The 20,857-nt window shown below is 41.0% G+C and carries 18 protein-coding genes; 7 read left to right on the top strand and 11 right to left on the bottom strand.

Features of this window, described 5'->3' with window-relative positions:
* Positions 1 to 50: 50 nt before the first annotated feature.
* Positions 51 to 1,382, top strand: a complete 1,332-nt coding sequence (locus tag GVN16_RS23280; protein ID WP_166566368.1) for a DUF5103 domain-containing protein — start codon at positions 51 to 53, stop codon at positions 1,380 to 1,382.
* 2 nt (positions 1,383 to 1,384) lie between these two features.
* Here the strand turns inward: GVN16_RS23280 and GVN16_RS23285 are convergent, their stop codons facing one another.
* The 6 genes from GVN16_RS23285 to GVN16_RS23310 form a co-directional block, all read right to left on the bottom strand.
* The gene (locus GVN16_RS23285) at positions 1,385 to 2,677 is read right to left on the bottom strand and encodes a TolC family protein (protein WP_166566369.1); all 1,293 of its coding nucleotides are present in this window, start codon (positions 2,675 to 2,677) and stop codon (positions 1,385 to 1,387) included.
* Entirely contained in the window at positions 2,677 to 4,137 is a 1,461-nt protein-coding gene (locus GVN16_RS23290; protein ID WP_229244329.1) for an HlyD family efflux transporter periplasmic adaptor subunit, read from the bottom strand. The genes GVN16_RS23285 and GVN16_RS23290 overlap by 1 nt, the downstream gene beginning before the upstream one ends.
* Positions 4,138 to 4,166: 29 nt before the next feature.
* Complete coding sequence (locus tag GVN16_RS23295; RefSeq protein WP_166566370.1) at positions 4,167 to 6,356, bottom strand: peptidase domain-containing ABC transporter; 2,190 nt, start codon at positions 6,354 to 6,356, stop codon at positions 4,167 to 4,169.
* 26 nt (positions 6,357 to 6,382) lie between these two features.
* The gene (locus GVN16_RS23300; RefSeq protein ID WP_166566371.1) at positions 6,383 to 7,786 is read right to left on the bottom strand and encodes a WG repeat-containing protein; all 1,404 of its coding nucleotides are present in this window, start codon (positions 7,784 to 7,786) and stop codon (positions 6,383 to 6,385) included.
* 84 nt (positions 7,787 to 7,870) lie between these two features.
* Complete coding sequence (locus GVN16_RS23305) at positions 7,871 to 8,080, bottom strand: hypothetical protein (protein WP_166566372.1); 210 nt, start codon at positions 8,078 to 8,080, stop codon at positions 7,871 to 7,873.
* Between the two features lie 46 nt (positions 8,081 to 8,126).
* Entirely contained in the window at positions 8,127 to 9,734 is a 1,608-nt protein-coding gene (locus GVN16_RS23310; RefSeq protein ID WP_166566373.1) for a vitamin K epoxide reductase family protein, read from the bottom strand.
* A 299-nt stretch (positions 9,735 to 10,033) separates the two neighbouring features.
* On the opposite strand from GVN16_RS23310, the gene GVN16_RS23315 reads away from it, so the two are divergent.
* Positions 10,034 to 10,339 (top strand): DNA-binding transcriptional regulator, encoded by a 306-nt coding sequence (locus tag GVN16_RS23315; RefSeq protein WP_166566374.1) that lies wholly within the window; start codon positions 10,034 to 10,036, stop codon positions 10,337 to 10,339.
* A gap of 235 nt (positions 10,340 to 10,574) precedes the next feature.
* Here the strand turns inward: GVN16_RS23315 and GVN16_RS23320 are convergent, their stop codons facing one another.
* A complete protein-coding gene (locus tag GVN16_RS23320; protein WP_166566375.1) occupies positions 10,575 to 11,279 on the bottom strand; it encodes a hypothetical protein in 705 nt (234 codons plus the stop codon).
* 488 nt (positions 11,280 to 11,767) lie between these two features.
* On the opposite strand from GVN16_RS23320, the gene GVN16_RS23325 reads away from it, so the two are divergent.
* The 5 genes from GVN16_RS23325 (at position 11,768) to GVN16_RS23345 (ending at position 15,770) form a co-directional block, all read left to right on the top strand.
* Positions 11,768 to 12,469, top strand: a complete 702-nt coding sequence (locus GVN16_RS23325; protein WP_310587467.1) for a response regulator transcription factor — start codon at positions 11,768 to 11,770, stop codon at positions 12,467 to 12,469.
* 23 nt (positions 12,470 to 12,492) lie between these two features.
* The gene (locus GVN16_RS23330; protein ID WP_166566376.1) at positions 12,493 to 13,866 is read left to right on the top strand and encodes a cell wall metabolism sensor histidine kinase WalK; all 1,374 of its coding nucleotides are present in this window, start codon (positions 12,493 to 12,495) and stop codon (positions 13,864 to 13,866) included.
* Positions 13,867 to 14,010: 144 nt separating this feature from the next.
* Positions 14,011 to 14,511: a hypothetical protein gene (locus GVN16_RS23335; protein WP_166566377.1), complete on the top strand. Its 501-nt coding sequence runs from the start codon at positions 14,011 to 14,013 to the stop codon at positions 14,509 to 14,511.
* 5 nt (positions 14,512 to 14,516) lie between these two features.
* The gene (locus GVN16_RS23340; RefSeq protein WP_166566378.1) at positions 14,517 to 14,966 is read left to right on the top strand and encodes a hypothetical protein; all 450 of its coding nucleotides are present in this window, start codon (positions 14,517 to 14,519) and stop codon (positions 14,964 to 14,966) included.
* Positions 14,967 to 14,969: 3 nt separating this feature from the next.
* Positions 14,970 to 15,770 carry a YoaK family protein gene (locus GVN16_RS23345; protein WP_166566379.1) on the top strand — a complete coding sequence of 267 codons (801 nt, stop codon included), beginning with the start codon at positions 14,970 to 14,972 and terminating at the stop codon, positions 15,768 to 15,770.
* 113 nt (positions 15,771 to 15,883) lie between these two features.
* Here GVN16_RS23345 and GVN16_RS23350 read toward each other — a convergent pair whose 3' ends face one another.
* From GVN16_RS23350 to GVN16_RS23365, 4 genes are all read right to left on the bottom strand, one after another.
* Positions 15,884 to 18,268, bottom strand: a complete 2,385-nt coding sequence (locus tag GVN16_RS23350) for an RND family transporter (RefSeq protein WP_166566380.1) — start codon at positions 18,266 to 18,268, stop codon at positions 15,884 to 15,886.
* 150 nt (positions 18,269 to 18,418) lie between these two features.
* Complete coding sequence (meaB, locus tag GVN16_RS23355) at positions 18,419 to 19,405, bottom strand: methylmalonyl Co-A mutase-associated GTPase MeaB (protein WP_166566381.1); 987 nt, start codon at positions 19,403 to 19,405, stop codon at positions 18,419 to 18,421.
* Between the two features lie 30 nt (positions 19,406 to 19,435).
* Complete coding sequence (gene yjjX, locus GVN16_RS23360; protein WP_166566382.1) at positions 19,436 to 19,966, bottom strand: inosine/xanthosine triphosphatase; 531 nt, start codon at positions 19,964 to 19,966, stop codon at positions 19,436 to 19,438.
* Positions 19,967 to 20,101: 135 nt separating this feature from the next.
* The gene (locus GVN16_RS23365; RefSeq protein WP_166566383.1) at positions 20,102 to 20,797 is read right to left on the bottom strand and encodes a 2-C-methyl-D-erythritol 4-phosphate cytidylyltransferase; all 696 of its coding nucleotides are present in this window, start codon (positions 20,795 to 20,797) and stop codon (positions 20,102 to 20,104) included.
* Positions 20,798 to 20,857 lie beyond the last annotated feature (60 nt).

The raw sequence follows: 20,857 nt of genomic DNA on the forward strand, positions 1-20,857 counted from the left end.
TAATGATGGCGATCCGTTGAATTAAAATGACCTTTAATGATATCCGATATATGATTTTTAAAGCAGTTTTAATTCAACCGTTCATCAGAAAGAAAATAATCCTCCTGTCTGCACTGCTGGTATTCTTTACCATTTATTTATCTGACGCCGCGGCCCAGGACGAACTCACCGACCGGGTGAATGAAGATGAGTTGAAAACCGTCATGCTTTATCCTTACTCCGGAAACCTGGATTATCAGAGAAAAGTCCTTAATCCTGCGATCATCAGCCTGGAAGGCAACACCCCGCTTGTGCTGGAGTTTGACGATCTGAGGGCCTCTTACCAATCATTTACGGTAAAGATTGTTCATTGTGGTCTGGACTGGAAACAGTCAGGTCTCAGAGACCTCGAATATCTCAGTGATTACAACGAGTTTTTTATCAACAATTACGAAGTATCCCAAAGTACGAAAGTTCCGTATTATCATTATACATTCAGGTTACCCAGGACCAGGATTTCGGGTAACTTTATAGTCCAGGTAATGGAAGGCGGGCTGAATGGCCGTATGGTGATTCAAAAACGTTTCAGGGTGTTTGAATCACGGGTGGGCATTTCTCCCAGTGTAGCCCCTGCCCAGGACCCTGTATTATGGAGAACCCATCAGCAGGTAGGGTTGAAGCTCAATTTTAAAGATTATCCGCTTCGTGACCCTAAAAGTGAATTCAGGATTGTGGTGAGGCAAAACTACCGGGACGATAAAGTGGTGATGCTCGACGCTAAAAATGCGATGAATGCCGGAGCCTTTGAATTAAACTACAGGTTCTTTTCTAATGAGAATACTTTTCCGGGTGGTTCTGAATTCCGTTTTTTTGATATCCGAAGCACTTACTCAAGAGGTAATTATGTACAAAGAGTCAATAACGGCAAGGTAGATGAAATCATCTTGTCCCCTCAGTCAGATAACAGCAGGAGGGCTTACCTGGAAACCCAGGACCTGGACGGCCGTTTTATGATCACCAACATTGACGCCAATTCACCGGATATTTCTTCAGATTATGTCAAAGTATTGTTCAGATTAAAGCATGAGAACCTGGGGCAAAGCAAGAAAGTCTTTATCAATGGCCAGCTGAGTAACTGGCAGCTGAGTGATAATTATCTGATGCATTATGCAGAGCAAGCCGGAGAATACCAGGCCATGTTGTTTCTGAAGCAAGGCGTATATGACTACAAGTACGTACTGCTGGATGAAATAAAAGAAGTAGCTGATGAAAGCTTTTTCGAAGGCAATCACTCTGATACCGAAAATGCCTACGAGTTTTTCATCTATCACCAACCACCCACAGCCCGCACGGAGCGGCTGATCGGCTACTCCATCATTAGCGACAGCCGGAAGAGGGAGTAGGCTCATTCCTTATACACTTCCAACACCCTTTTTCTAAACTGGAATTCATACTGGACCTGGATGAGATTTGATTTTGCTTTTTCGAGGTTGGTTCTGAAAGTATTGAGTTCGGTGCTGTTTAAGAGCCCTTCATTAAATCTTTCGCTGGCGGATTCAAAAGCCAGCTGCTGTGCTTTTAAGTTGAGACCGGCACCGGAAAGTTTTTCATAAGCCATCCTGGTGGAAAGAAAAGCTTGTTCCACTTCCGTGCTGAGCTGCTGAAGCTGTTGACCATATTGATTTTCCAGGACTTTGTGAGTTATTTCAGCTGCTTTGATCCTGCCCCGGGTTTGCCCGTTGGTGTAGACCGGGAAGTTGATTCCCAGCCTCAGATATTGATTGAAGTTATAATTCAACTGGTTAAAATAATTGAATTCAGAAGCTGCCGCACTGGAATAGGCAGAACCCAGGCCTCCGTTAATGGAAACAGTAGGGTATCTGGCAGCGGTAGCTATTTTTATGCCTGCCACGGCACTTTTTACCTTTAGTTCGGCTGCTTTTAAAGCGGGTTGGTGGTCAAGACCCGTCAGGATATCATTTCGGAGATTTTCGTTAAATCCGGTATTATTAAACGTCATATTCTCTACCTCAAAGTTTAAGGAGTTGGAAAGGCCAAGTATCTGTACCAGGGCAAGTTTAGAGAGGGTAATGTTGTTTCTGGCAGTCAAGGCATCAAAGGCACTGGCAGCCAGCTGAGCTTCAAAATCAATGATGTTGGTTTTGGCCTTCAAACCCTCTTTTACAGTTTCTTTAATGACTTCTAACTGCCTTGCCAATGCATTTTCCTGCTCAAGGGCGATGCTATAAAGCTCTTGGTTCATCAGAACCTGCATATAAGCCAGTGTGATTTTGATTTTCAGTTCCCTTTTGTTTTTTTGACTCGCATAGTATTCAGATTGGAGATTGGTTTTATTTTGCTCAATCTGATTGCGGGTCGAAAAGCCGTTAAAGAGGGTCCAGTTGGAACTAAGTCCGAACGAATTGGATGAAATAGACCGCTGAACAAAGCTGTTGGTAAAAGGGTCAATACTTCTCCCGAAGTTGAGCCCATGTGAAAAACTGCCGCTGGCCGAAGGATAAACAGCATTTTTTGATTGCCTGAGGGTATTTTCAGCTTGTTGAATGTTTAATTCCTGCCCTTTTAACTCCAGGTTGTTTTTGAAGGCCAGTTCGATGCAATCCTGCAAAGAATAGCTCTGCTGGGCTTTGACGGAGCTCAAAACAAGGCAGCAGAAAATCAATAATGGCCATTTCATTACCTTTTCATGGATTTACGGATGTCATAAAAGAACTTTTCCATCAGCCGAAGGTTTTCAGTAATGATCTCTCCTGAGGCCGTCATCCCGTTTCTGAATGGGAGCTGCTTTTTAGAAGAAGTAACCAAACCCTCAGGAAAAGAAACTTTAACCAGGTAGGTAGAATCTTTCGGAAGATCTGAGATAAAAGCAATCTGCCCTTTGACAGTACCAATCTCCTGGAAAGGATAGCTTTGGAATTTAACGATCACTTCCTGCCCTGTTCTTACTTTTCCGAAGTTATACTGCCCTACATGCATTTCTCCGTAGTAGCCCGAGCCCTCAGGCAGGATATACATCAGCTCCTGTCCTGATTTGATCATCTGATTCTCCTGCAGACTGGTCAGGAAGTTGATCTTCCCCGTAGCAGGAGCTGTGGCTACATAACGTTGTTTCCAGGCCTCAATGTCACTTTTTAAGGTGTTCAGAGACTGTAACAAGCCACTTTTCTGATCAGTGATATTCTTTTCCAGTTCAATGACTTCCTGTTGTTTCTGGATCTGGCTGATGTGGTTATTGTCCACCGCACTTTTGGCTTGCTCAAAAGCCTGTTTTTTATTGAGATACCTGCTCATGGCATTTTTAGCCTCCTGGTTGGATACAAATCCTTTTTCGCTTAACCGCTGCTGGCTCTGGGCTTCTTCCAGGGCCATGGCCAGGTCTTTTTCTTGCAGAGAGAGCTGGTCAAGTGTATTCTGATTAAGCCGCTTCAGCGTGCTGATTTCATTGCCTATGGTACCTTTTTTACGGGAGTAGATGCCTCCTGCGACAGCAGCCTGAGATCTTGTAAAGGCTTCCTGGAAAGCCTGATAGGGTTTCTGAAGTTCACCCAGTTTAAAGAATTGAGGGATAGAAAAACCATAGATTTCGTCGATCTGACCCGCTGCTGAATAATTGATGAGGAGATTGATGTGTTTTTCAAGGCCCATTACCTCTTCGTGGCTGGCAGTACTCTCCAGATAGGCCAGGATATCACCCTGGCTGACTTGCTTTCCTTCTTTGACAAAGAGACGGATAAGCTGACCCTCTGTTTTGCTATTGACCGTTTTAGGCAGGTTGTTGGCTACCACTTTGACAGGGCCATTCACAAGATCCGGATACTGAACAAACCAGGTGATACCTATCAGGATCAGGAAAGCCAGGAAAAAGACCGTCGTTCCCCAGCGGATGAGCCAGGAGGGAGGGCGGTTGAGTACTTCATCCACCTGACTGTTGATCAGCTCCGGCAGCTTTCCGCCTGAGTTGCCTCCGTCACCCCCTCCGGTCTTTTGGGGTGGGACGGGCGGAATAACAATCTCATTACCAGAAATACCTTTACCACCTTTCAATTCCGTTATGGAAAGATTGTTTTCCGTTATATTTTTATTTTTTTCAGACATATAAACCCTGTCGTAAATGTAATCCTGATTTTGTAATTCCAATAACTTGTCAGTTCGAGCGTAGCCAAGAACTATGCCCCTAGTTCTAATTGGTTTTTCACCAGTTCATAATACCTGCCATTGGTTTTGCTCAGCTGTTGATGAGTACCTGTCTCTACCACCCGGCCTTTTTCCAGCACAATGATCTGATCAGCATTTTTGACGGTACTTAACCTGTGAGCTACCACCACCACCGTTTTTCCTTTGAAGAATTCTTCCAGGTTATCCATGATGATCCTTTCATTTTCGGCATCCAAAGCATTGGTAGCTTCATCAAAAAATAGGTATTCCGGGTTTTTATAAACTGCCCTTGCTATCAGAAGCCTTTGTTTTTGGCCTTGAGAAACCCCATTGCCCTCAGTTCCGATTTTGGTATTGTAGCTCAAAGGCAATTCTTCAATAAAGCCCTGGATGTTGGCTACTTTGACGGCGTACAGCAGTTTATGAATATCTGCCCGCTCTTCACTGATGCTGATGTTATTGGCAATCGTATCTGAAAAGATGTAACCATCCTGCATCACCGTACCGCACAGACCTCTCCAATAATCGTGGCTGATGTTTTTAAGCTGGGTATTGCTGATTTTGATATTTCCTTTTTGAGGAACGACAAACTTCAAAAGAAGTTTCAGTAAAGTAGTTTTACCGCTTCCGCTGCTACCGACAATGGCCGTTACTTTCCCCTCAGGAATAGAAAGGGAAACATCTGTGAGCACAGGGTCGTTGCCTGCCCCGGGGTAGGTATAGCTAAGGTTTTCAATATGGATACTCTTGTCTTCCGGAAGTGTTTTGATGAAATGTTGCCCGGCCGGCTCTTCATCATCCATACTATGCACCTCATTTAACCTTTCCAGACTGAGTTTGGCGTCCTGCAGATGCTGGACGAAACCCACGAGTTGCTCTACAGGACTGTTGAGCTGTCCGATGATGTACTGCATAGCCATCATGGCCCCCAGGGTCATCTGACCGTTGACGACGGCAGTGGCAGCAAGAAAAGTGATAAAAATGTTTTTTCCTTCGTTGATAAATAACGCCCCTACCTGTTGGTATTGCTGCAAAGCCAGACCTTTCATACTCAGTTTAAATTCCTGCACCTGCAGATTTTCCCAGTCCCACCGTTTGCGAAGTGTGGCATTATTCAGTTTGAGTTCGGGGACAGATTGTACCATCTGGATTAACGAGCTCTGATTTTTAGAATTGAGGGCAAAGCGTTTGTGATCCAGGGTACGACGGTATTTAAGAAACAGGACAATCCAGATGCTATACAAGACCGAAGCCACCACAAAAACACCAAATATGCTCAGGTTATAATAAACCAGAACTACAGAAAAGATCACCAGGTTAAACATGGAAAACAGAACATTCAGCGAGGTACCTGTCAAAAATGATTCAATCCTGCGATGATCCCCGATACGTTGCAGGATATCCCCTGTTTGTTTGCTTTCAAAATAAGAGACAGGAAGCTTGAGTAATTTACTTAAAAAATCAGAAAGGATGGAAAGGTTGATGCGGGTGCTGATATGAAGTAAAATCCAGGATCTTAAGAAATCCACCGACATGCGGCCGACAAAAAGCATGAGTTGGGCAGCCAGCACAAGATAGATAAAGTTCAGGTTACGTGTCTGGATGCCGGTGTCTACTACACTTTGGGTCAGGAATGGCAGTACTAACTGGATCATGGAGGCTACCAAGAGGCCTAAGCCCAGCTGTACGATCAGGGATTTAAACCTGAAAAAATAGTTAAAAAGTGAACAGAAGGTTTTGCCTTTGTTTTTTTCGGAGAACCCGTCTTCTTCATAAAACCTTTCGGTAGGTTCAAGTAAAAGGGCCACTCCCGTTTTTTTCCCTTCGACGATGGTTGTTGCCCATTGGGACTCAAACTCAGCCGTACTATATTTAAGCAACCCCCTGGCCGGGTCTGCCACATAAACCGTATCCTTTTTGATTTTATAAACAACAATAAAGTGGTTCTGAGACCAATGAACGATGCAGGGAAGAGGAGAATCTTGTTTCAGTTTTTCAAAACTGACTTTCACGCCTAAAGTTTTAAAGCCTACTTTTTCAGCGGCCTGTGCTATCCCTAATAAATTGACACCATCTTTGCCTATTTCTGAAGCTTCCCTCAACTCCTGGGCAGACAAAGTCCTTCCATGGTGCTTAGCTACCATCCTCAAACAGGTGGGGCCGCAGTCCATGGCGTCGAGTTGGTTAAAAAATTGAAACATTATTCTCGGGCAGTAATTATTTTACACTAAACTTTATTTTTAAATAATAGTAACGCTCCAATTAAAATTATTGCCCCGCCAGAACAATAGAAAATCATCATAATCATAGAAGAAGAAAGAGATCTTGACAATATGTTATTATGGTCATTAAGATAATAAACATAATTTCCTTTCAACCCCTGTACCTGACCATTTGAGAAATGGCTTATCTTATCATAAATTGCTGGAATAATTAATCTCCCAGAGGAGTTAATATATCCATACTTGTTTTTTTTAATCACTACTGTTCTACTTTCTACGAATTGAGGCTCTATATAATCAAATTCGGTATTTCTTAAGATTTTTCCTTTATTGTTGACAAGTCCCCATTTGTCATTTACTGAAAAGATTAACAAGTTTTCATCAATGGTTTTGATATCCTTTGCAGTGATCTTTGCATTGACTTGATGATGTACGTCAATTTTATACCATTCTTTATTGGCCTTCATCCAAATGAATTTATCACTTCTGGCGGTTCTGACATCATCGTAATTAACCGGAATTAATAATTTTCCAGATTTGCAGTCAATAAAGCCAAATTTGTTACTTTGCTTAACCAATATCTTTCCTGGCCAAATTTCGTAACTAAAATCATCATATTGAGGAGAAATAAGGTTCTCATTTTTATCATCCCAGAAGCCAATTTTATTTTGAAGGGTTTTATAAGCTCTAATTACTCCTTTTTCATAAGGGCGAATAAATGATAAAACCTTTGGAATTAACAGATTGCCTTTTGCATCTATATAGTTTTCATTTCCATCTAGTGTTATAACATCTGCTAAACCGCTAATAAATGGTCCGGCGTCTTTGAATTTTTTATTGAAAAGGGGATCGCCTTGTTTATTTACGAAGAAAATACTGTTTGGCCAATACCCTACAGCGGCTTTCCCTTCATAGAATTTTGTTGCGATTCTTCTATATTGCAATTTTACCACTTCTCTTCCTGTTTCATCAATAAAACCATGTGAAGCTTGATTAATATCAACAAAATCATATCTGTCAGGAAAACAACTTTGACATTTGTCAGAATAGCTTACTTCCGCTAATCCTTCTTGAAAATCTCCTATGTCCGTATATGTTTCAGAGATTTTAATGCCATTGCGGTCAGTAAGCCAGGAAAATAACTCATACTTTTTATCAGAGGTTTTTTTTAATATTTTTACTACGTAAAGATTCTCTTTTTGTTTCCATACCATATCAAACCCTTTGAAAATTCCATCTTCTCTGTCTTTGTGAAAGCCTTCTTGCGTTGGATTCATTCCTATTTTCCAGCCAGCTTTATCCATTTGTAGATAAGCTTTTAACTTTCCCTGGCCTAGTGCTGTACTTTTAAATAAAAATGGTAAAGTACTAAATACTATTACAAAAAAGGTCATTTTGTTAAATTTCATATGGGAAAAGCCATTTTTTAAAATAACGTATAATGAAGTTAATTTAACAAGTGAGGACTTTATCCTCACTTGTTGAGTATTCAATTAAGCTGCATGAGCTGTGCAACCACTGCCATATCCAGCATTAATGCCCGCCTGCTCGCAAGCAGCATTTGCTGTAGTCTGATTTGTAGATGAAAAATTGTTGGACACTATATTGTCACATTGACAGTAAAACATTTTTCCTCCAACTACGTTTTTTAGTTCGGTGTTTGAAAGACTAAAATCGATAAATTCCAAAAGATTCTTTTTCATTTTGATAATAATTAAAGTTAAAAAATATATACATGATTTGCAAATCCTAAGTAACAGGGGTGTTTTCATTTAGATGACTTAAATAAGAACCTAAGTCGTCTATTGAAATAACCCTTGGCAGTATCTTTTTGTCGATAAAAAGACTGGGCGTTGATTTTATTCCATTGTTAATAATCCATTGATTATGAGTATTTTGTAGTGTGAAGCTGTTGTTGTTTAAAATATGTTCAGAATAATTAACATTCCATGCTTCGTAATTTTTATCCTTTCTGGCAAACCATTCTTCTACAGCTTTATGTTGTAAGTGGGTGGGTAAACTAAAAAGTTTTCTTAGAAATTTCCCGCCTTCATTATTATCATCTGTGTTAGATAAAAATATGACCTGACAGTTTATATGATTATTTTCTTGTACAAGGTTTTCAATTTTCTGATGCATTTTGGCACATGGTGTACATAATGGATTACTGACTATTGTCAAAGTGTGTTTTGCTTGAGGATTACCTATCATAATGGTAGTCATTTCAGCAGGTATTGCTGGTAAATCTTTTTGATTGACCATTAAAGCCTTAAAAATATTAGGGTTTGATTTGATTTTTGCAAGTTCTTTTTTGTTTTGTGAATTTTCTATAGAATCCAGTAAAGGCTTTTTGAATAATAGTAAAAAAATGATAGGAATATTAAATCCCACACATAGAGTTCTAATAAATTCAAAATTTAATTTAAATTGAAATGGAAAGAATAATAGAATTAAGAATTCTATTATAAAAATTGCTGCTACTCCAAGGCATAACGTACACCATGAATTGGCTATTATTGATTGATAATAAATCGAATAAATACAGAAAACTAAACTCAGGACACTGATTATTGATTGAAAAACAAAATAATTGTTCAATCCATTTCCGGAACTTAATAACATTGACAGGCTAAAAAATGAGCCAAAAAAATATATAAAACCCATATCGGACCATGAAAGCCAATGCGTGATTTTAGCTGCGGGACTGTCGAGTATGCTTTGGCAGTTTAAATTGGAGTTCGAAGAACATAATTTATTTAAGAGAATACTGTTCCCGTTAATGCTTTTTACAAACAGCATTGATGATAAAAACATCCCTGCAGTCTTTATTAAAATCAATATTGAGATCTCAATATAATGATGACCAATTAAATCTGGAGTAATAAAAAGTAATAGTGAGATTATCAATATCGAAAGGGCTGCGGGAATTCTCAGGTTTTGTAAATCCTGTAACCTCTTTTTTTCTAAATAATTTTTTTCGCCAGACTTTTCATCGACCTCAGCTAATAGAACAATACCGGACCAATCTCTTATAAAATCTGAGTATTGGCTTTTAATCCAGCCTTTTTGTGTATCTAACCATTCAACAGTTCCATTTCCAGTAGATTTAACAGTTAGAAATGTGCCACCATTTTTTTCAAAATAGGTGATAAAAGGTGTTGGCAATGTTTCAATGTTTTCGATACTGGCTTTAATTCCAATATTTTCAATCTTGAATTGAGACAAAGCTTGGGAGTAGGCCCACATGGATTCTTGGTCAGGATGCGACTCCAGATAAGAAATGGCACTGGTAGTAGTTACTCTCGCCTTAATTAATCTTAAAAAAGAAGTAAAGGTATATTGGAAGTTGTCTTTCAAGGTTCAGGTGATTTAGATGTTTCAAATTTGCGAATTCTAATATTGTCTTCCAATTACTAAAGTTATAATAACTATACATTTAGTTATAATTTCTTTAAGGATGCGAGGCGTTTAAAAGAGACTTGATTATTTTTCGTTAAATATTTGTTTTATAATATGTTGATAATTATATATTTAAGCTGTTTTTATATTTTATGTTATGTATAATATTTGTAATAATTGACTTGGCTATTTATATTTGAATAGATATAAAGAGCACGACCCTAGCGTTTTAATCCAACAGTATAACTTTTAAAACTATGAGCATTGAAAAAATTCTATCCGAGTATCTTAGAGTAAACAGGTGTAGTCAACAGGAAGCTGCTGAGCAGATTGGTGTAAGCCAGACAGCCTTTCATAATTGGTTGAGTGGGAAGAGCTATCCATCAGGGATTCACCTGAAAAAGATATATGAAATTTGTAATATACCTTTTGAAAGCAAACAAATTGATACTGATAATGCGGAAATTAACCTGTTGAGAAAACTTGTTGAGTCTCAATATGAGCAGATAGCCTACCTGAAAGAGAAGGTAGAGGATTTTAAAAGAAAAAGCCCGGGTTCTTAATAACGTCTGAATAAGTCCATTTTGTTGAAAGAATGTGCTACATCGTTAACGATAATCAAATGTCTTTTTATCGTTTTTTATGTATGATTTCCTGGTACCCATAATTATTTAAAAAATCGGGAAACGAAAAAGAACGGCTGATCGGCTACTCCATCATCAGCGACAGCCGGAAGAGGGAGTAGTTTGTGGCCTGCATATCTTTCTGAATTTACTTTTTTTAGACCTGCCCGAAGGATCACCTGCCTTTGCTTAGCTTCTCTGAGAAACTTTTAAATAACTTACTGTTTTTTATTTCCTGAGAAAAGAGGGCTAAATTATCCCCGTAAGCAGGATGTCCGTGGTGTAGATCGTACTCGTTGATGATCTGCCATAAAGCGGCCTGGGAATCTGGGTTCTTTCTGATATAGGCCGAAAGGATTTTATTTTCCTCTTCAAAATTGATCAGTTTTTCAACACCATCATATTCGTCTGATTTCACATAAAGGTGTGCCAGCTGCTTCTTCAGTGCCTTGTATTCATTGTTAAGCGGCGAATCAATATTGATTTCCAGTTTGCCGGATTCCTTTGTTAAGGAAACGGTATAAATCCCTTTTTCGATAAAAAACAGGTCTGAGATGTGTGGCTGGTTTTCGGCTTTTACGTCCAGATAAACGAATATAGCAGGTTGAGAATATTCAAGTGTACCCTGGAGTGAATTTTCGTTTTGTATATTTATGTAATAGGTAGCGTACGGGATGGACATGGTTTGTCTTATTGCTTTGTTGGTTTCTAACCGGAAGTTATGGAATTCTTCAAATCCTTCACTGGCCGGGGGAGGAGAGAGGACCAAACTGTCATGGATAAGAAAAGGGGCGTTTAATTTTATCTCAAATTTATCCTGGGATCTGGCAGAATTGGAGATCAGAGCAATAAAAAGGAACGGTAAAAAGGATTTCATCATTGTAAGGGTTTATGTATTTTCTTAAACAGTTAAAGGGTGTTTTGTAGGATACATGCTGCTTTTAAACGGCTGAGAACAGTTCCGGGACTATTCTGATCAGGCATAGGCGTTGTATTGGTTTGTATGGTTGAAATAAAGGTAAATCGCTGATAGTTGAAATAAAACACTTTCTTACTTCTGATAAATAACCCAATCGGTCAGGTGAGCATACATCCAGAAATACTGCTCATCAGAAGTCTATTCAACTAACTTAGTCTAAGGTACGGGGTGTTTTTTATATTGTCAACTAAAAACTTAGTTATTTTTTTTAATCTTGTCGTTTACAGGCAAAGTCCGGTCAGTGTAGGGTTGAGAGGTCTTTTATGGTCAGCGTTAACTCTATTCCCGATGGTCCGAAATTCAATGATTGTCATAAAATGATTGTGCCTGAGTCTCAGTGATTTAGGATATCTTCGTTTTTTTTCTGGAAAAAACCGGCTATATTGGTAATGATGAAAAAAATTATTCTTGTAGAAGACGAAGCTCATGTTGTTTCATTTATAAAAAAAGGGCTATCTGAAGAGGGCTTTGAAGTGACCGTGGCCTTTGATGGCAAAACGGGAATTCAGCTGATCAGGGAAAATGATTTTGACCTGATCATTCTCGATATCATGCTGCCGGAAAAAAACGGACTGGAAGTCTGCAGTGAAATACGTGAGACCAATAAAATGGTTCCTATTCTGTTTCTGACGGCTTTGGGTACGCCCGAAAATATAGTGCTGGGACTCGAAACGGGAGCCGATGATTACCTGGTGAAACCATTCAAGTTCATTGAACTGGTAGCCCGCATCAGGACGCTTTTACGCCGGGCCGAATATTCTGTGTCAGCTGAGCCGGATTCGATGGAGGAGCATATGTACAGGATTTCTGACCTGACACTGAATGATTATACCAAGACCGTGACGAGGGAAAATGAAACGATATCACTGACCACCACAGAGTACCGTTTGCTGCTTTATTTTCTTAAAAACAAGAACAGGGTATTGTCCAGGGTGGATATACTGGATGAGGTCTGGGGTGTGAATTTCGACCTGGGAACCAACGTTGTGGACGTTTACGTTAATTATCTTCGCAAAAAAATTGACAGTTTTTCAGACCATAAATTGATCCATACCGTGATCGGCATGGGTTATGTACTCAAAGAAAGCTGAAAATCAGTTTTAAAGACATCCTTATGAAAACACAAACTAAAACCAAGCTTCTCCTGCTTTCGTCATTTCTGACTATCATATTCATTTTTAGCGGATTTGTCTATTTTTCCATTTCCAATTATTCTAATGATGATTTTTATAAATTGCTGGAAATAAGGGCGGTAACGGCTGCAAAGGCGGAACTGAATGAGGATTCAAAAAACAGTGTGAAGGACATCAGAGACCTGCGGAACAAGTTTTTCGAAAAACTGCCGAATGAGCGTGATTACTTCTTTGAGATATTGCCGGGTAAATCTTTTGAAAAAGAAGCCAAAAGTCTTGACCTCCCCAAATCATTTTTCGGAGAAATCATTGTGAATCAGAAAGCGGAGTACAATCACAAAAACATGTACTACAAAGGCATAAGATATAAAGCAAAAGGAGGCGACTATATCGTTATCGCTTCTGCCGAAAACTACATCGAACTTCACCATTCCGAATACCTGCGTAGGACGCTGATCATCGCCATTATTTTGTCTGTTTTGTTTTCACTGATCATCTCCATTTACTTTTCGAAATATATCTTTAAGCCACTGGTCAGGATTACTGAAAAGGTAAAGCAAATCAGTTCTGAAAATCTGCACCTCAGGCTCGATGTTAAAAACAGGAGCGATGAGTTGGGTGAGCTGTCGCAGACTTTTAACGACATGCTGAACCGGATCGAGACATCTTTTGAGACCCAGAATAATTTTATCAGCAATGCTTCGCATGAGCTGAGAACTCCGCTTACGGCCATCATAGGGGAGGCTGATGTGGCCCTTTCCAAAGTCAGGAAGCCGGAAGAATATATTGAAACGATAGGCATTATCCTGCATGAAGCAGAAAAACTGGACAAAAAAACCAAGGCTTTGCTGTTCCTGGCACAGACCGGTTTTGACGGTAAGGTGCAGAAGTTTGACAAAGTCCGCATTGATCAGCTTTTGTGGGACGTAAAGGAAACCCTCGAGAAAATAGATGGTAAAAACATCATTCAGATGGACACGAGCCTGATGCCCGAGAATCCATCGAAAATGAAAGTGAGAGGAAATGAGCAGTTATTGCATCTTGCCCTGACCAACATTATCTCTAATGCCTGCAAATACTCTGACCATAAGATGGTGAACGTATCTATGGGGGCGTCTGACAAAAGCGTTTTTGTCGCCGTAAAAGATTCCGGAATCGGGATTCCGGAAAATGAACTGAAGTACATCTACCATCCTTTTTTCCGGGCCTCAAACACCAAGTATTATGAAGGTTTTGGTATCGGTTTGCCGCTTACCCGGAATATCATCAGGATGCATGAAGGTGAAATTATTGTTTCATCTCTTTTGAATGGAGGGACTACCGTTCAGATCAATTTACCTGCAGGGAATTATTGAATTCCTGAAAAAACAGGTATTTAACGGCTTTCTAATCTGATTTTAATCTGAGTGTGAAATTCTAATTGGATTCTAATTCCGGTCTTAAATGGCTCTAATGTGGAGATGATAGCTTTGTATCATCAAACTAAACACATTATAGCAATGATCAAAAATATTTTAATACCTACTGATTTTACGGTTGAATCGCTTAATCTGGTTAAGTCATTTTTAAGACAGAAAAAAGATGACTTTACCTGTAATATCATTCTTCTGCACGGCACCAGTATGAGTGATTCTATTACTGATCTGTTGTTTTTCTCCAAATCCAGGTTCATCGACTCACTTTCAAACAAGGCTTTTGATGAAGCGTGCGACATCATCCGCAATAAATATGATTCTCAGGTCAATATCATCAAGAAAGATATATTTACGGGTAAAACCCAGGCTGCCTTTGATCATTTTATTGTCGCGAACAAAATTGTTGAAGCTTATATCCCGGCAGAGTATGTTTCCAGCAAGGTCAATCAGAACGGCATTGACATTATTCCCTTTATTAAAAAAAGCAGTCTGAATGTCAGAGAGGTGAAGTGGAGAAGTGCAGAGGCTGTTCCGGAAAAAGGAAAGCTGGCAGAAGTCTTTTTTAATCACGCCGTTTTAGAATAATAATTATGAAAATCACATTGGTTTATCTGACCGTTTTCCTGACAGGAATCCTGGTCTTTGTATCCCTGATTTCATCTGCCCCGAGCCCGGAAACGGTAATTCTCGGAGAATGGAAAGAAATGAAGTGGGAATATGAAAAGGTAAATAAATCGGAAAATAAGGACTATTCCTCACATGAAACACAGGAGCAGGCCGGTCAGCACCTGATCATTCATCAGGCAGAAAACTGGACTTTTCTTCCGGGCGGAAAACTAAAGCTATCGGGTAAGAAAAACGATAAGATTGTCTCCTGGAGGATTAAAGGCCGGGGACATATTTTAGAATTGAAATATGATAACAATTCAAAAGAGCACTATAATCTGACCCGGCTGGACGGGGACAAAATGGTTTTGAATTTTGAATCCGATATGCAGGTCAGGGGAATTGCAAAATTAACTTTTGAGAAACTTTTATAATATATGCTTAGGAAATTCAGCAACAGCAGAACACTTGATGATAACCTGAAATTAGGGACTCTGACGGCCTTTTCGGCGGGTATGGTCAATATAGCCTCCCTGATGATCTTTTTCTCTTTCAGCTCCAATGTGACGGGCCATTATGCCATTCTTGCAGAGGAAATACTGAAAGGGAACTGGTATCAGGCAGGGGTGGTCTTTTCATGGATCTTCCTGTTTTTCTTCGGAAGTTTCGTGTCTAATATGATGGTCATTTATCTGAACGGCCGCAATGCCTATTTTGCCCACGCTTTACCGATCATACTCGAAATCATGTGTCTGGTGAGTGTAGGTATTTACGGGCAGTTTTTTTACCGGGAAACACTTACAGAAACTGAAGCTTTGCTTTGCCTGATGCTTTTTGCAATGGGGCTGCAGAATGGCTTGACAGCCAGTATTTCTAATTTTGCTGTGAAAACCACCCACCTGACGGGTATTACCACTGACCTCGGTATTTTGTTTTCGATGTTTACCATGAAGAAATTCAGAGAGAATGAAATGCTGGTAGGCAAGGCCAAGTTACTGCTGAGTATAGTACTGGCTTATGTGTTAGGGGCTGTATTTTCCGGCCTGAGCTATTTTGAGATCAAATTTAAGGTGTTTTACGTCGTAAGCTTTTTCCTGGTACTCGTGATTGCTTATGACTTCTCAAAAATCAGACTGCTGAGGTATCTGGCAGTAAACAGGACCAAAGAACCGGTAAGCAGAGATCCGAAATCCGAAACCCGGAAAGTAAGACAAGAAGAAGGCATTTCAGTAGTGTGATAGAATGAAATCTTCCACAACTTTTAAATATTAAGTGGTATAGGGTTATAATTGTTTCAAGTTAAAAAGGCTGCTTCTCATAGAAACAGCCTTTTTTGTTTGTCTTATATTTTTCAGCCGTTCTTCAGCTTTTTATCTGTCTGTCTTTTATCCAATGTCATGATAAATGAGGGTAACACCACCAGGTTGGAGATCATCCCCACCAGGAGGGTCATCGAAATAAGGAGACCTAAAAATACGGTCCCTTTGAAGCCTGAGGCCACAAAAATCCCGAAGCCAAAGAAGAGAATGATGGCTGTATAGAACATGCTGATGCCGGTTAGTTTGATGGTTTGGGTCACTGCCTCACCGATACTGAGGCCCTTACTCAGCTCTTCTTTATATTTCGTCAGGAAGTAAATCGTACCATCGGAGGCTATCCCGAAGGCAATACTGAAGATCAGGGTGGTTGACGGTTTCAATGGGATCCCGAAATAGCCCATCACACCACCGGTAATGATCAAAGGGATGATACTCGGAATCGTTGAGATCAGGATCGTACGGTAATTAAGGAACTGGGTGGCCATTACGATGGAGATCAGTACGATAGCCAGTAAAGTACTTTCCTTGAGGTTGCCCAGCAGGTAATTGTTTCCTTTGGTGAATACCACACCGTTGCCGGTCAGCTTAGCGTCTATCTGGGCCTCCTTAGGCTTCCACTGGTTCGCTTCCCTGTCAAAGTTGAAGATAGTGTCTGTTTTAGCCTGCAGCGTGTCGTAGAGTCGATTCATACGCACCGTTCCGACGTCACCACTCTGGAAACTCACCCGGGTATATTGTTTGGTGCTGTCGATAAAGGCAGCAAACATATTTTCTTTTCCTTTGATGCTGCCGGTATATTCTGCCAGTTTCTGAAGCTCCAGGGCTCCGGGCAGCTGGTAGTATTTGGAGTCACCCCCACGATAGCCCTGGTAGATGAACTTAAGTCCTTCCACCACAGAAATAGGCTTGGTAAACTCAGGATGTTTGGCAAATTCATTTTGAAGAACCTTTATTTTGGTCAGAATAGCGGGATCAAAAACGCCGTTCGGATATTTGGTATCAATACTGACCTCAAAAGGGATGACACCATGAAAATTCTTCTCAATCATTTTCAGGTCTTCATAAATCGGGTCATCCTCAGGTAAATCGTCTACCACAAACCCCACGGCTTTTATCTGCATAATTCCATAGACAGAAGCCGCAACTACGGCGATGGTAAACCAGTAAAGCCTGGTCCTCCTGTTGTGAACAATGAAATTGATGTATTCCAGGATCCTGGTGGTGTTCTTGTTTTCAAGGTGCCTGATCTGCTTATCTTTAGGCGTGGCGGCATAGCTGAAAATGATCGGAATCAGGATGAGTGAAATGATCCAGGTAGCCAGAACCCCAAGCGAAGCGACCAGCCCGAATTCAACCAGGAACGGGCTGCCTGTGAAGTAAAAAACAAAGAAACCGATGAAAGTCGTCAGGTTGGCCAGAAAAGTGGTCTTCCCGATTTTTTCAATGGAAGTTCCTAGTGAAAGCATCTGGTTTTTTGTCCGCAGGTATTCTTCCTGGTATTTGTTGATCAGGAAGATAGAGTTCGGAATTCCGATGACGATGATCAGCGGCGGGATCATCCCGGTCAATATCGTGATCTTGAAGCCGAAAAGATAGATAAATCCTACAGACCAGATCACGGAGATCAACACGACGAGCACCGCGAAAATAACCACGAGCTTTGATCTGAAAAAGAGGTAGAGAATCAGCGAAGTAATGGAAAATGCCAGCACGGTAAACATGATCAGTTCATCACGCACTTTTGACATGAAATTGGTACGTATGAACGGCATTCCCGAAAAGTGCACTTTGATTTTATGGGCTTCCCCGAATGCTTCCGCTTCTTTCTGGATTTCTTTGGTGATGGCAATCCGCCCTTTTGAGTTCATCTTAGACTGGTCAAAAGTAACAGCCATCAGGTGGGCCTTTTCGTCATTGCTGAACACAAAGCCTTTATAAAAAGGATAATTAAGGACTTTAGCATGAATAGAATCTACCTGCCACTGCTGGGTAGGACGCGTAGCGACAATCGGTTTGAAGTCGAATTTCTTCAGGCTGTCATTTCTCATGATTTCAAAAAGATTGGCATTGGAGGCCACATTTTTGATACCATCCAGCCCTTTTATTTTTTTTGAAAGATCATACCAGCCGTTAAAAACAGGCAAATCGTAAATTTTGTCGGTTTCGATGGCGATCACCATCACATTGCCATCTTCGCCATACCTGGCCTTGAAATCTTCGTAAAGCTTAAAATTGGGATCGTTTTGCGGTAAAATTTTAGCGAGTTCGTAAGACAATTCAAGCCTCGAAGCCATCCACCCCATAAAAATGGTGACCACTCCGATCAGGCATAGCCATTTTAATCTGTGCTCAAGAATCAGATTTGAAATACGCTGCCAAAAAGTATTAAGGAAAGAGGAATTTTTTATGAATGACATTAAAACGGTTTATTATTGTTTAGGGCTATTCAAAAGTATCATTTTTAGCCGGATTGCAAAAATAATAAATCTTAACCTTAAAACGGAACAGAGAATGTTATTAGAGTAATAATTAATAAGAGATACGCATTTTAATCGACAAATGAAGGTTTATCGCCCGATGAGCCGGAATAAATAATCGGCAGCTTCGTTGGGGTTCAGCTCGTTCTTTCTTACTTTTTCTTCTGTAGCCCTCAGCTCTTTTTTGAATCCCGGATCAGAAAAAACAGATTGCAGCAGTAAATTTTCCAGGTTTCTGGTCATCCAGTTGAGTTTCTGGGCTTGCCTTTTTGAATCCCAGTACCCGTTGATTTGCGTCGAGGTTTTGTAGGCATTGAGCATCTCCCGGATTTCGGCTATCCCGGTTTTTTCAAGAGAAGAGCAGGTCATTACGGGCACAGCCCACTCGCTTTCTGGTGGCGGGAAGAGGTGCAGTGTGCTTTCAAATTGTTTCCTGGTCAGCCCGGCTTTGGCAATATTGTCCCCGTCGGCCTTATTGATGACTATGCCGTCGGCCATTTCCATGATGCCCCGTTTGATGCCCTGAAGCTCATCTCCGGCACCTGTCAAGACCAGCAACATAAAGAAATCAACCATGTTTTTGACCATGGTTTCTGATTGGCCCACACCGACAGTTTCAATGACGATGACTTCAAACCCTGCGGCTTCGCAGAGGATGATGCTTTCTAGGGTTTTATTGGCTACGCCGCCCACTTCTTTTCCGGCCGGGCTGGGCCTGATAAAAGCCAGAGGGTTTCTTGATAAAGCATCCATCCGGGTTTTGTCACCCAGGATACTCCCGCCGCTGATTTTGCTGCTGGGGTCAATGGCGAGCACGGCTATTTTCTTATTTCCGGCAGTGATGTACTCTCCGAAGGCTTCGATAAAAGTACTTTTTCCCGCACCGGGAACACCCGTTATGCCGATCCTGATCGATTGGCCTGAGTAGGGCAGGAGTGCATTGATCAGTTGATTGGCCAGGGGCCGGTCCTGTTCCAGTTTACTTTCAATGAGCGTAATGGCTTTGCTCAGTATCAGTTTGTTGCCGGATCTGATACCCTGGAAATATGCTTCGAAAGATAACCTGCTTCTGGCCATAGTCATTTTTTAATCAACGCAAATTACACTTTATTGAGGATAAAGATCAGGCTTTTTAAAAGGAATCAGGGCTAAAATGACCGCGGGAACATAAAACCGGGTCCTGTTCATCACGTTGTCGGTCAGCAGACCGGTCGAGCCCATATTTTGTTTGGTGTTGTGCATGCCAAATATTATTTCATCCGCATGGCCCATTTCATAGCCCTGGTTAATGAGGTCTATGGTCTTCTGAGGAAGGAAAAAGCCTGCGGTACGGGCTTTGCCCATTTTGTCCTTTGAAAGGACAATGATCCAGGCCATGCCTTCCATTTCTTCTTTATGCCAGATGTTTCCGCCTTCAATACCCACCCAGAAATCGGCCCCGGGATGATGCTCACGGGCTGCCAGCACCCTGTTGTAGGCTCCCTGGAAAGTTTCTTCGTCTCCGATGGGTTGATCGCTTACGCCTGACGCAGTTTTGACTCCTTCTGCTTCAAACTCTGTGTCAGGGAACATTTCCTGAAAACCCAGCAAGGCTGCATTGACTTTGACAGGATTTGTGGAGGCGACTATGATTTTCATTTTTAATGATGAATGATTGAATGAATGATTGTTTGAATGAATGATTGTTTGAATGCTTGCCCGACCTGGGCTTCGCCCGGGCGGGATTGAATGCTCACCCGACGTTGGCTTCGCCCTGGCTGGATTGAACTTTTTTCAGGTCAGGAAGGCCTCGGCTATTTTGAGGTCTTCAGGGGTGGTGATTTTTATGTTCTGATAATCTCCTTCAATGAGTTTGACCGGGAATCCGTAGTGTTCGACCACCGAGGCGTCGTCCGTAAAAAAGCTTTGTTCTTCTGTCACAAATGCGGCTTTGATCAGCTCAAGGTCAAAGGTCTGAGGTGTTTGCATCAGCCTGATCCTGCTTCTGTCAATGGCTTTGTTACCTCCATTGTCATCTACAACCCTCGCTGAGTCTTTGAGTAATACGCTCACTACCACAGCCTTGTGATTCAGGGCTTCTTCAAATGATTTTCTGATGATTTCCAGGCTGATAATAGGCCTCACACCATCATGAATGGCCACCAGTCCTTTTTCAGCCGGAATGGCTCCAAGGCCGTTTCTGACAGATTGAAAGCGGCTTGCTCCCCCTTCTACCACTTTTATTCTGTGGAGGTCTTTGAGAAGCGATTCTCCTGCTTTTTGGGTGATGATTTCCCGGTTCCAGTATTCGATTTCTGCAGCAGGTAAAACCAATATGATCTGATTATCAGTAAGTTCGAGGAAACGTTCAATGGTGTGAACCAGGATAGGCTTGTCTTTGAGTAATAAAAATTGTTTGGGAACAGCACTGCCCATTCTTGAGCCCGATCCTCCGGCTACCAGAATACTGTATTTTTGAATGTCAGACATGGGAAAAATAAAAAGTGCCGGTTACTGGCCGGCACTTCAAATATAGGAAAATTATCTGAG

The organism is Emticicia sp. CRIBPO, from assembly GCF_009905725.1.
Classification (GTDB): Bacteria; Bacteroidota; Bacteroidia; order Cytophagales; family Spirosomataceae; genus Leadbetterella.

Excerpts from the sequence above, each read along its gene's own strand:
- GVN16_RS23280 (WP_166566368.1), top strand. The coding sequence starts at position 51 with ATGATTTTTAAAGCAGTTTTAATTCAACCGTTCATCAGAAAGAAAATA.
- GVN16_RS23285 (WP_166566369.1), bottom strand. The coding sequence starts at position 2,677 with ATGAAATGGCCATTATTGATTTTCTGCTGCCTTGTTTTGAGCTCCGTC.
- GVN16_RS23295 (WP_166566370.1), bottom strand. The coding sequence starts at position 6,356 with ATGTTTCAATTTTTTAACCAACTCGACGCCATGGACTGCGGCCCCACC.
- GVN16_RS23300 (WP_166566371.1), bottom strand. The coding sequence starts at position 7,786 with ATGAAATTTAACAAAATGACCTTTTTTGTAATAGTATTTAGTACTTTA.
- GVN16_RS23305 (WP_166566372.1), bottom strand. The coding sequence starts at position 8,080 with ATGAAAAAGAATCTTTTGGAATTTATCGATTTTAGTCTTTCAAACACC.
- GVN16_RS23315 (WP_166566374.1), top strand. The coding sequence starts at position 10,034 with ATGAGCATTGAAAAAATTCTATCCGAGTATCTTAGAGTAAACAGGTGT.
- GVN16_RS23320 (WP_166566375.1), bottom strand. The coding sequence starts at position 11,279 with ATGATGAAATCCTTTTTACCGTTCCTTTTTATTGCTCTGATCTCCAAT.
- GVN16_RS23325 (WP_310587467.1), top strand. The coding sequence starts at position 11,768 with ATGATGAAAAAAATTATTCTTGTAGAAGACGAAGCTCATGTTGTTTCA.
- GVN16_RS23330 (WP_166566376.1), top strand. The coding sequence starts at position 12,493 with ATGAAAACACAAACTAAAACCAAGCTTCTCCTGCTTTCGTCATTTCTG.
- GVN16_RS23335 (WP_166566377.1), top strand. The coding sequence starts at position 14,011 with ATGATCAAAAATATTTTAATACCTACTGATTTTACGGTTGAATCGCTT.
- GVN16_RS23340 (WP_166566378.1), top strand. The coding sequence starts at position 14,517 with ATGAAAATCACATTGGTTTATCTGACCGTTTTCCTGACAGGAATCCTG.
- GVN16_RS23345 (WP_166566379.1), top strand. The coding sequence starts at position 14,970 with ATGCTTAGGAAATTCAGCAACAGCAGAACACTTGATGATAACCTGAAA.
- GVN16_RS23350 (WP_166566380.1), bottom strand. The coding sequence starts at position 18,268 with ATGTCATTCATAAAAAATTCCTCTTTCCTTAATACTTTTTGGCAGCGT.
- meaB (WP_166566381.1), bottom strand. The coding sequence starts at position 19,405 with ATGGCCAGAAGCAGGTTATCTTTCGAAGCATATTTCCAGGGTATCAGA.
- yjjX (WP_166566382.1), bottom strand. The coding sequence starts at position 19,966 with ATGAAAATCATAGTCGCCTCCACAAATCCTGTCAAAGTCAATGCAGCC.
- GVN16_RS23365 (WP_166566383.1), bottom strand. The coding sequence starts at position 20,797 with ATGTCTGACATTCAAAAATACAGTATTCTGGTAGCCGGAGGATCGGGC.